11 protein-coding genes are annotated in these 10,561 nt (G+C 41.0%); 7 read left to right on the forward strand and 4 right to left on the reverse strand.

Annotated elements, in window-relative coordinates; all coding sequences use genetic code 11:
- Nucleotides 1–14: 14 nt before the first annotated feature.
- A complete protein-coding gene (parE, locus tag B3X18_RS01635; protein WP_034669753.1) occupies nucleotides 15–1,895 on the forward strand; it encodes a DNA topoisomerase IV subunit B in 1,881 nt (626 codons plus the stop codon).
- Between the two features lie 101 nt (nucleotides 1,896–1,996).
- On the opposite strand, the gene B3X18_RS01640 is transcribed toward parE, so the two are convergent.
- Nucleotides 1,997–2,734: an outer membrane protein OmpK gene (locus B3X18_RS01640; RefSeq protein WP_286935077.1), complete on the reverse strand. Its 738-nt coding sequence runs from the start codon at nucleotides 2,732–2,734 to the stop codon at nucleotides 1,997–1,999.
- Between the two features lie 692 nt (nucleotides 2,735–3,426).
- On the opposite strand from B3X18_RS01640, the gene B3X18_RS01645 reads away from it, so the two are divergent.
- The 3 genes from B3X18_RS01645 to B3X18_RS01655 all read left to right on the forward strand — a co-directional run bounded on the left by B3X18_RS01645 (nucleotide 3,427) and on the right by B3X18_RS01655 (nucleotide 5,223).
- Nucleotides 3,427–3,780: an HPF/RaiA family ribosome-associated protein gene (locus B3X18_RS01645; RefSeq protein ID WP_005017781.1), complete on the forward strand. Its 354-nt coding sequence runs from the start codon at nucleotides 3,427–3,429 to the stop codon at nucleotides 3,778–3,780.
- A gap of 118 nt (nucleotides 3,781–3,898) precedes the next feature.
- Nucleotides 3,899–4,441 carry an ankyrin repeat domain-containing protein gene (locus tag B3X18_RS01650; RefSeq protein WP_005017789.1) on the forward strand — a complete coding sequence of 181 codons (543 nt, stop codon included), beginning with the start codon at nucleotides 3,899–3,901 and terminating at the stop codon, nucleotides 4,439–4,441.
- A 14-nt stretch (nucleotides 4,442–4,455) separates the two neighbouring features.
- Nucleotides 4,456–5,223 carry a transporter gene (locus tag B3X18_RS01655; RefSeq protein ID WP_005024019.1) on the forward strand — a complete coding sequence of 256 codons (768 nt, stop codon included), beginning with the start codon at nucleotides 4,456–4,458 and terminating at the stop codon, nucleotides 5,221–5,223.
- Between the two features lie 159 nt (nucleotides 5,224–5,382).
- Here the strand turns inward: B3X18_RS01655 and B3X18_RS01660 are convergent, their stop codons facing one another.
- Nucleotides 5,383–6,294: an alpha/beta hydrolase gene (locus tag B3X18_RS01660; RefSeq protein ID WP_005017796.1), complete on the reverse strand. Its 912-nt coding sequence runs from the start codon at nucleotides 6,292–6,294 to the stop codon at nucleotides 5,383–5,385.
- Between the two features lie 159 nt (nucleotides 6,295–6,453).
- Here B3X18_RS01660 and B3X18_RS01665 point away from each other — a divergent pair, with 159 nt between their 5' ends.
- A complete protein-coding gene (locus tag B3X18_RS01665; RefSeq protein ID WP_005017798.1) occupies nucleotides 6,454–6,891 on the forward strand; it encodes a DUF2147 domain-containing protein in 438 nt (145 codons plus the stop codon).
- A gap of 65 nt (nucleotides 6,892–6,956) precedes the next feature.
- Here the strand turns inward: B3X18_RS01665 and B3X18_RS01670 are convergent, their stop codons facing one another.
- Both B3X18_RS01670 and B3X18_RS01675 read right to left on the reverse strand, forming a co-directional pair.
- On the reverse strand, nucleotides 6,957–7,313 hold the full coding sequence (locus B3X18_RS01670) for a Spx/MgsR family RNA polymerase-binding regulatory protein (RefSeq protein ID WP_034669759.1): 357 nt from the start codon (nucleotides 7,311–7,313) through the stop codon (nucleotides 6,957–6,959).
- A gap of 447 nt (nucleotides 7,314–7,760) precedes the next feature.
- The gene (locus B3X18_RS01675) at nucleotides 7,761–8,582 is read right to left on the reverse strand and encodes an exodeoxyribonuclease III (protein ID WP_034669762.1); all 822 of its coding nucleotides are present in this window, start codon (nucleotides 8,580–8,582) and stop codon (nucleotides 7,761–7,763) included.
- A gap of 39 nt (nucleotides 8,583–8,621) precedes the next feature.
- Here B3X18_RS01675 and pyrE point away from each other — a divergent pair, with 39 nt between their 5' ends.
- Both pyrE and gshB read left to right on the forward strand, forming a co-directional pair.
- A complete protein-coding gene (gene pyrE / locus B3X18_RS01680; RefSeq protein ID WP_005024028.1) occupies nucleotides 8,622–9,272 on the forward strand; it encodes an orotate phosphoribosyltransferase in 651 nt (216 codons plus the stop codon).
- Nucleotides 9,273–9,581: 309 nt separating this feature from the next.
- A complete protein-coding gene (gene gshB, locus B3X18_RS01685) occupies nucleotides 9,582–10,526 on the forward strand; it encodes a glutathione synthase (RefSeq protein WP_034669764.1) in 945 nt (314 codons plus the stop codon).
- The last annotated feature ends 35 nt before the right edge of the window (nucleotides 10,527–10,561 follow it).

Consider the following 10,561-nt stretch of genomic DNA (forward strand, 5'->3'; position numbering starts at 1 on the left):
GGAAATTGTACAACGTGTCTCAATATACGGCTCAATCACTTGAAGTTCTCTCTGGTCTGGATCCGGTCCGTCGCCGTCCAGGGATGTATACCGATACCACACGTCCTAACCATCTGGCACAGGAAGTGATTGATAATGCTGTAGACGAAGCACTGGCAGGACATGCTAACCAGATTACGGTTAAGGTCTATAAGGATGGCTCATTGTCGGTTGAGGACAATGGGCGTGGAATGCCGGTTGATATTCATCCGGAATACGGTCAGAGTGGCATTGAAATTATTCTGACCAAACTGCATGCCGGAGGTAAGTTCAGTACCGATAACTACCAGTTTTCGGGTGGTCTGCATGGTGTAGGTATTTCTGTAGTGAATGCTCTTTCAACCCGGGTAGAGGTTGAAGTACAACGGCAGGGCAATCTTTACAAAATGGCTTTTGAACATGGAGAGCCGGTTGGACCCTTAGAAGTTCTAGAAGGTAAAGCACCTAAGCGCGCCAGTGGAACCACAGTTCGGTTTTGGCCAGAAACCAGATATTTTGACAGCCCAAAATTTGCCTTGAAGGCGCTCAAACATAATTTGAAGGCCAAGGCAGTATTGGCAGCTGGTCTGAAAGTTAATTATATTGATGAAATTAATAATGAAAAAATAGAATGGCAGTTTGAAAACGGTCTGGTCGATTACCTTATGGATGAACTGCAGGAGCGGGAGATTGTTCCACAGCCTGCTTTTGTAGCAACAGGTGAGGCAGAACGAGCCAGTGCTGAATTTGCAATCTGCTGGAATACCGAAGGTGGTGAACAGATTCAGGAAAGTTATGTCAACCTGATTCCAACAGCTCAGGGAGGAACGCATGTAAATGGCTTGCGTTCAGGCATTACCGATGCATTACGGGAATTCTGTGAGCTGCGTAATCTATTGCCCCGTAATCTCAAGCTTTCGGCTGAAGACGTATGGGATGGGGTAAATTATATCCTGTCTTTAAAATTCCAGGAACCGCAGTTCTCTGGTCAGACCAAAGAACGTTTATCAAGCCGTGAAGCATCATCGATTGTGCAAAATATTGCTAAAGATGCTTTTACCCTATGGTTGAATCAGAATTCTGAAATTGCCATGCAACTGGCAGAAATGGCAATCTCTAAAGCTGGCCGGCGCCTGAAGGCGGCTAAAAAAGTCGAGCGGAAAAAAATTGTTTCGGGTCCGGCTTTACCTGGAAAACTGGCCGACTGTGCCGGCTTGACCCGTGAAGATAGTGAGCTGTTTATTGTAGAAGGGGACTCAGCTGGCGGTAGTGCCAAACAAGCGCGAGACAAAAATTTCCAGGCAATCATGCCGATTCGGGGAAAAATTCTGAACACCTGGGAAGTATCTTCCGATGAAGTGCTTGGCTCTCAGGAAGTCCATGATATCGCAATTGCTATCGGGGTCGATCCAGGCAGTGATGATCTGTCCGAATTGCGTTATGGGAAAGTCTGTATTTTGGCTGATGCTGACTCGGATGGCCTGCATATTGCCACTTTGCTTTGTGCCTTATTTGTTAAACACTTTCCAACACTGGTTGAAGAGGGTCACTTATTTGTAGCAATGCCACCTTTATTCAGGATTGATGATGGTAAGGATGTGCATTACGCTCTGGATGAGGATGAACTTGAAGCCATCCTGAAAAAGACCAAAACCAAGACTCCACAGATTACCCGTTTTAAAGGTCTGGGTGAAATGAATGCCAGCCAGCTTCGTGAAACCACCATGGATCCAAATACCCGTCGTCTGGTACAACTTGATCTGGATGATATTCAACTGACAGCAGGTTTGCTCGACAAATTACTGGCCAAGAAGCGTTCTAGTGACCGCAAACATTGGCTCGAACAAAAAGGGAATCTGGCTGATATTGTAGTGTAGGCTAAAAAAAAATCTGTCCAGCGTAGAACTTTGATATAAGTTAAAAAATCAAAGTATTAAAAAGCAGAGCCTTGGCTCTGCTTTAAACATTTAATTATTGTTTAAAAATGGTATTTTACTAACGCACTTACGTTATTTTCGCGTACATCTGGTACACCGTATTTATTGTTCCAGAGAGAATATTCAATACCTAGGTAAAGACGGGTTTCAGGTGAAATATATTTACCGGCATTCCATTTAAGCTGGCTGGTCCAGTTCAGTTCACTTGCATGAGCTACTTCGTCATCTTCTGCAGTTGACCAGTCTAAAAATCCGTCAAACAGGAAGTCTTGGCTGCCTAATTTGAATGGTACTCCATAAGTGAGTGTCATCTGCCAGTCATCTTTCTGGATTTCATTATTTGCGCGATAAAAGTTGATGCTGGCATATTGAGTATAAGGAATAGCTAAATCAAAACCGATACCGTAGAGATAGTTGTTAAAACTCTCAATTCCATCACCGCTATTGCCTTCCCAAGTGGTTGAAACCAGTACATCTTTAACTGGGCCGGCAGAAAGTTTTTTACCCGAAACTTCGCCCAGGCTTAAGCGTGGAGAAAATTCAAAATAGGTACCTTTATCACCGCCGCTTTCAGTACGGTCTGCAAAGGCAAATACATCACCATATTGTAATTTGGCTGCATATTCAAAGGTTACAGTAGTTTGTTCCGGCTCTGTAGTAAGTTCATAGTTTTCACCGTACAGTCCGGTAATACTAAAATCCTGCCAGACTGGTTTGGCTTGAGCCATGGACGCAGTTGCTGCTAGAGCACATGCCAGTGCGATATGTTTAAATTTCATGTCAGTCTCTCCCCCGTAGACGGCATAAAGAATACACACTATTGTTTAAAAATAAAGACAAAATTTAAGCAGTAAAGAAAAAAAGTCCACCGAAGTGGACGCGCTAAAACAAATATAAGATAAACCCGGAATTAAAGCTGAAACTGAATGCATCAAGAATTTTAAGCGGAACTCTTGAAATTTTCCTTAAACTCTCTGGTTAAAAAACTAGCCCTTCTCTAGTTATCTGGAATAGGCCTGAAAAATTATATATTTAGATCATACCGATTATAGAACAAGTTGCAACCTTAATCTCTGTATTCTATGAACTCAAAATAAATCTTCTTATAAAGGGAGCATGTCTAACCGGTCCGAAAATATAGGACAAGGTTCTTCAAAAACCACTTGGCTTATTAAAGCAGGATTTATGCATATATCTAAATAGGTTTGTAGGGAAAAGCGTGATGTGTTGTTACCGTTGTGTATGCTTTAGAAATTTTTACAGAATTCACTTGCATATTTTTAAACTTAGCCCGATATTGAAGATAACAGCATGAATAAAATTTTAGCGAGAATTGAGCTAAAACAGGAGGATAGGCACAAAAAACTGCTCGGTAAATCATTAAGTATTGTGTTTAAGTCACCCGTAATATGTGTCAATTCCAACAAGTTTTGCACAGGTAAGATTCGACCAGAAAGAAGAGGATGAGATTATGAACATTGAAATCCGTACAGATAAAAATATTCAAAACAGTGAACGTCTGATTAGCTATGTGCGTGCAGAACTAAACCAAGAATTCGAACGTCACAATGAGCGAATTACTCATTTTTCAGTTCATATCACTGATGAGAACGGCTTAAAAGGTGGAGATGACGATATCCGTTGTATGATCGAAGCCCGTCCTTCCGGATTAAAACCTGTTGCAGTCAAGCATAAAGCACCGAGTGTCGATTTAGCCATTCATGGAGCTATAGACAAATTGAAACGTAGTCTCGAGCATTTAATTGAGAAAAATGAACCTCAGCGTGGTGGTACTCTCGAAATACCAGATGAATTACCTGAGTAAGAAAAAAAGCCCCTTAGGGGCTTTTTTATGGCTTATTATTTTTATTCAACAATTTCCTTTCAACAAATAAATAATTCTTCGGCATAATAGGAGAAAATTTCCTGTAGAGTGCCAAGATATGTTAACTGCCCCACAACAAGCCTTGATCCAGGCCATAGAAGAATTAGATCTGGAGCAGGTACAGCGTCTTTTAAATGAGGGGCTCGACCCGAATTTTATTGATCCTGAAAAAGGTCCTCCTATTTCAGTAGTATGCGATGGCCTGTTTCAATGGTGGGAAGACGTTTCAGAAGCTTATGCTTCTGATCAACCTTTGACAGAGCAGGAAAAACAGCAAAAATTACAACCACATTTGGCGATACTTGATGCTTTAATTGAAGCTAAAGCCAATTTACACCTATGGGATGCCGAAGAGTTTTATGGTCCACTCTGGGATGCTGCAAGTGCTGCCTGTACTCCTGCTATACAACGTTTACTTGACCATAAAGTAGATCCAAATACTCGTGATGAGGAAGGTCAAACTATTCTCACATCGATCAGCGAATTATTCTTTGACTGCGATTTTGATAAAATAGACTGGACACAGTCACTACCTGAAGAAAAAAATGCATTGGAACTGCTACGTCAAAATGGCGCAAAAATGTCGAAAGAATTAATCTGATTTTGAGTAATCTTATGAATTTATCTAAAACTTTATCTTTTGTTATGCTTTCTACTGTAACCGTACATACGATGGCTGCCGATTTTTCTTTTGACCGCCCAGGTACAGGTTTTGGTACCAGTATTACACCGGTAGGCCAGCTTGCATGGGAACAGGGATTACCGACAGTAAGTTATGATAAAAGTTATCAGGCTGGCGAAAAACAGAGAGTATTAAATTTAAATGCCGATACACTTTTACGGACCGGTTTAATGCCTGACCTGGAATTACAACTAGGCTGGCAAGGACCAGCCTGGACCCAGACTAAATATAATGGCAAAACAACAGAAGATGACGGTTTGGGTGATATCAGTATTGGTGTAAAAAAAGCCATAGACTTAGGTGATGAGCGTCTATCGATGGCAATTCTGGCAGAAGCTGTTCTGGCAACCGGTAATAGTGGTTTTAGTAATGAAGATGATATTTATAGTCTGAGTTCTGCTGTTGCCTATGTTTATAATGATCTGGTTAATACTTCAATCACAATGCGTTATGAAGTACAAGATGGTAACTGGGCAGTTACTGCTGTACCTACATTTGAATATCAGATTGCTGGCAAGTTGTCCGGTTTTTCTGAATTCGTTTATCGTAAGGCAGAAAGCCGGTCAGATGAAACCTCTCTAGCTTCAGGCCTGATGTATCAGGTTAATAATCGTACCCAGCTGGATGCTAGCGTCGGGGTCGGCCTTGCAGGAGACACACCAGATTATCAGGGTGGTTTAGGTATTTCTTATCTGTTTTAGGAAGTAATACAGATAAGATTAGTAGAAAGCCGGTATTTATTTAAATGCCGGCTTCTACTGATATTTGATATTAGTTATTATTAATAAACAGAATATAAAACTATATTGACTGTCCTATTGAACAATAAAATGACACTATCTTTCTGATTTTATTAAAAATCAGCTGCGGTCAATTCGATGTGCAAATTCAGATAGGTCAGCGAGTGCCTGCTTACTTTCATCAAACCAGGCGCTGAACATTGAAAAGTTATGCCACATACCCGTATAAATTTTAAAATCTACCTCAACTCCAGCAGCTTCGGCCTTTTCCTTAAAACGCTGCGCATCATCTAGCAGAATTTCTTTAGAACCGACTTGAACCAGAGTTGGGGGTAAACCGCTGAAGTCACCAAATAAGGGTGAAACCTGTGGGTCTGCTGTATCTATTGAAGGCGGTACATAGTATTCAATACCCCGTTCCAACAATTCGACTGATAATAATGCATCAAGTTTACGGTTGTAGCGTAAGGATTCACTAGTCAAGGTCAGATCCAGAAATGGTGACATAAGTACCAGTGCACTCGGCAATGGTTGTTCATTCTGCTTGAGTCGTAAAATCAGTGCTAATGCAAGATTAGCTCCACAAGAATCACCTGACAGAATAATATCTTTGGGCTGAATATCTTGGTCGAGTAGAGTCTGGTAAATATCATATACAGCTTCCAGAGCTTCGGGGTATGGATGCTCTGGTGCCAAAGGATAGTCAATATGAACGACCTGCATCTGGGTTCGGGCAGCAAGCTCAGTCATAAAAGACCGGTGAGTAGCCAAACCTCCTAAAAAGAAAGCACCACCATGAATATGTAGAATCATCTGGGTAGCATTAGGTTGGGGCTTGATTTCTTCTGCGCGAACACCGGCTAACCGGAGTGCCCGGATCTCGACTTCAGGATTTTTGGGAAAGACTCGGCCCAACTGATTAAACGCAGTACGCAGTACAGGAAGAGGAAGAGCAAATTGGCTTGGTTTACGTACCAGCGATTTCAGCAGTGACTCGGCTAAAAATTGTTTAAAAATTGGGTCAATCTTCATACTTTTTCCATTATGGTGATTTACTATTTTTATTGAAGTGTATTTACCGACAGTTTTTACAAGCGTACACTAAACGGTCACATTCAAAAGTTGAATTCTTGTTGTGACTTCTTTAATACTAGGGTGGTCGACTAGTGCAGGACAAGGGAAGCTAGAAAAATGAAAAAAATCGCAATTGTGTTAGGACTGTTCAGCGTGACTGCTTTGGCAAATGCAGCTGATCCGCTTAATGGTACAGTATGGAAAACGATAGACGACCAGACTAATCAAGCGAAAGCCTTAGTCAAGTTTACTGAACAGAAAAATGGAACTCTGACAGCATCTATTCAGAATGTACTCACCAAAGGTGAGGAAAATGCCTGTACGAAATGTGAAGGTCCATACAAAAACAAGTCACTTAAAGGTTTAACCATTGTTCATAACCTGAAAAGTGTAGGTACCAACAAATATGATGGCGGTACCATTCTTGATCCGCAGTCAGGTAAAACCTATAAACTGAAAGGTGAGCTGGCTGAAGGTGGTAAAAAACTGAAATTGCGTGGTTATATCGGTGTATCAGCTCTAGGCCGTAACCAGACTTGGGTTCGCGCTAACTAAGCTTGAATTAAAGTCAAATTCGATAAAACTCCCGGCAAAATTGCCGGGATTTTTATATTTTAAACTTAGCTTCTCTCAGCAAGCGTTCGATAAGAAAATTCATCAAAACCTACTACATAGCCTTGTGGTGTTTTTAATACCGGACGTTTGACCAAGCTGGTATGGGTGATTAAGGTTTGAAGCAGCTGCTCTTCACTCTCTAGGGCTTTCTGCTGCTCTGTTTCCGAAAGTTTTCGCCAGGTGGTTCCTTTTTTATTAAGAATTACATCAGCTCCCATCTGCTCCAGCCATTCCTTGAGAGTCTCTTTATCTATTCCCTGTTTTTTATAGTCATGAAATGCATAGGGCAAGTTTAGTTCATTGAGCAGATCAAACGCTTTTTTCATTGAACTGCAATTTTTAATTCCATAAATTTTCAGCATATTACTATCTTTTTTAACCTTTTCGACAAGACTAAAGGTTAGCTAAAATTACTAGTATTGGCTATTCGATTGAAATTAAAGTTTTATGAAAGTGACACAGGACTGTCACATGAAAGACTTAAAATAATTTAATAAAGAAGTAAGATTTAAAAATATATAAATCAAGAGGGTTTTACAAAATGAGGGTCCTAAAATAGAGAAAACCCACATTTAATCATCCTGATCATGCGGGTCTCAAGCTAACGTCCATTGTCATGTCCTTAAAAAATAAGCTAAATCATTTAGATTATTTTCTTCATCCTACGGCTTCCGATCCTTTTCGTGTCATCCTGACCCATCCTTGTGCCGTAGCGGTATAATGCGCTTAAGCAGCTGTAATAAAAAGAAACAATAACTACAAATCATGTAGGACAAAAACTCACATTGAGTTTACAAGTGTACACTAATTTAGTTTATTTTATAGTCGATTATGACTGGTGCATGATCACTAAACCATTGTTCTTTATATACCCAGGCATTGACTGTACGGTTTTTCCAGTCTGGTGAACAAGCTTGGTAATCAATTCGCCAACCTACATTTTTAGCACGGGCCTGACCACGGTTGGACCACCACGAATAAAGTTCTGCTTCTGGACGAACTTCACGGAATGTATCTACATAACCCAGTTCATCATAGATATGGTCCAGCCACGCCCGTTCATGAGGTAGACAGCCGGAGGACTTCTGGTTACCTGACCAGTTTTTAATATCAATACGTTTATGTACGATATTATAATCCCCACAGATAATGATAGATTTGTCTTCCTCTCGCCACTGCTTAAGGATTTTTTGATACTCTTCTAAAAAGTGATCTTTACGTGCCTGTGCTTCATCACCAGATGAACCTGATGGTAAGTAAAGTGAACAGATATAAACCGGATAGCCGAGTCCTAAATCAAATTCAGCTGTAACAAAGCGGCCTTGGCTGTCAGCCAGTTCAAAACCTAGGCCATCTTTAACTGAAATAAAAGGCAGGCGGCTATAGATCGCAGTTCCAGCATAGCCTGGACGCTCAGCTGGAAACAGATGCGTGTACCAGCCTTCTGGTTTAAATTTATCGGTCCACTGCGCATGGGTAATCCGGCTCTCCTGCATGCAAATTACATCAGCATCAGACTGTTCCAACCATTCCAGCAGGCCTTTAGTCACTGAGGAACGTAAACCGTTTACGTTAATTGAAACTACACGTAGAATTTTTTGATCACCTGGATAGCTACTCTTTGGTATCATGCGCAAGTCTTACCTCAATCTAAAAATTTGGAGCACCTCATGACAACGCCTGTGCAATTTAACCCGCAAGCTTTCATCGAACTTGCCTTATCACGTGGTGTGCTTAAATTTGGTGAGTTTACTTTAAAATCAGGCCGTGTGAGTCCTTATTTTTTTAACGCAGGTTTACTTAATGATGGCGAAGCATTGTCATTACTGGCAGCAGGTTATGCTGACAAGCTGACAGAATGCAATCAGGTAGAAGTAATTTTCGGGCCAGCCTATAAAGGGATTCCATTTGTGGCCGCTACAGCTGTGGCTTTATCACAAAATCATGGTGTAAGTGTACCATGGGGCTTTAACCGTAAAGAAGCCAAGGATCATGGCGAAGGTGGAGTACTGGTAGGTGCTTCAGTACAAGGAAAAAAAGTCTGGATTATTGATGACGTGATTACTGCTGGCACAGCCATCCGTGAAGTAGTAACTATCCTTAAAAATGCGGGTGCATCAATTGCCGGCGTACTGGTTGCACTTGATCGCCAAGAAAAAGGACAGGGTGAACTCTCTGCAATTCAGGAAGTGCAGAAGGAGCTGGAGATTCCTGTACATGCACTGATTACGATGAAAGACTTGATGAATTATCTAGAAACGAAGGGCGATAAGGCGGCACTTTCAAAAATGGAAGCCTATCGAGTGAAATATGGGATCTGATATTCGGTCGAACAGTTTAAGCCTTTTAAAGCCCTATTTATAATAGGGCTTTATTCTTCTATTCAATCAAATAAAGTTATAACTCCTGACCAGTTTGAGTTCTTTATTTCGTTTTGATCACCTAGAAAAATTAGCCCATATAGAGGATTTAAAAATAATTAATAATATTAAGGTCTGACAGGGTTTTATATACTGACCCTTTTTATAAAAATATTTAACATGAAATAAAAGCTTTACTAAAATTGAGAAAAAAGCACAGTTAATCTCCGCTATACTTTTCTGGATTAAAAATTGATAGAGCAAAGACAGATGCGCGTACTTGTTGTGATGGATCCGATCGAAAATGTAAATCTGAAAAAGGACTCAACCATGGCCATGCTATGGGCAGCCAGCCGTCGTGGCCATGAACTCGGTTATGCATTACAGCAAGACTTATACATTGATCAGGGTAAAGCTTGGGGCCTGATTTCTCCTTTAAAAGTATTTGAAGACTATAATCATTACTACGAGTTAGGCGAAAAACAAAAAGAATCAATCGCAGCCTATGATGTGGTATTGATGCGTAAAGATCCGCCATTTGACATGAACTTCGTCTATACAACTTATATTCTGGAGCAGGCAGAGCGGGAAGGTGCACGTATTGTCAATAAACCGCAGAGCCTGCGCGACTGTAACGAAAAACTGTTTGCAACTCAGTTTCCAGAATTGCAGGTGCCAACCCTGGTGACCTCACAGCAACAGCTGATTCGTGAATTTATTGCAGAACATCAGGATGTGATTGTTAAACCACTTGATGGTATGGGTGGCGCTGGAATTTTCCGCTTAAGTGCAACAGGAGCCAATATTGGTTCCACACTAGAAATGCTGACTCAACTCGGACAACAGCCGATTATGGCACAGCGTTATATCCCTGAAATTGTTGATGGTGATAAACGTATTTTAATGATCAACGGAGAGCCTGTACCATACTGCTTGGCGCGTATTCCACAAAATGGTGAAGTACGCGGTAATCTGGCAGCAGGTGGTTTGGGTGAGGCCCGTCTCTTAACTGAAAATGATAAAGCAATTGCAGCTAAAGTTGGACCTTACCTGAGGGAGAAGGGCCTGATCTTTGTAGGCCTTGACGTTATTGGTAATTATGTGACTGAAATTAACGTTACTAGTCCAACCTGTATTCGCGAAATTGATAACCAGTTTGGTACTTCAATTGCAGATGATCTGTTTGAAGCTCTGGAAAACAGCTCCTCAGCTTAAAACTGGAAATATAAAGAAGCCCAGATCTGGGCTTC

Source organism: Acinetobacter sp. UBA6571 (assembly GCF_002434085.1).
GTDB classification, from domain to species: Bacteria; Pseudomonadota; Gammaproteobacteria; order Pseudomonadales; family Moraxellaceae; genus Acinetobacter; species Acinetobacter radioresistens.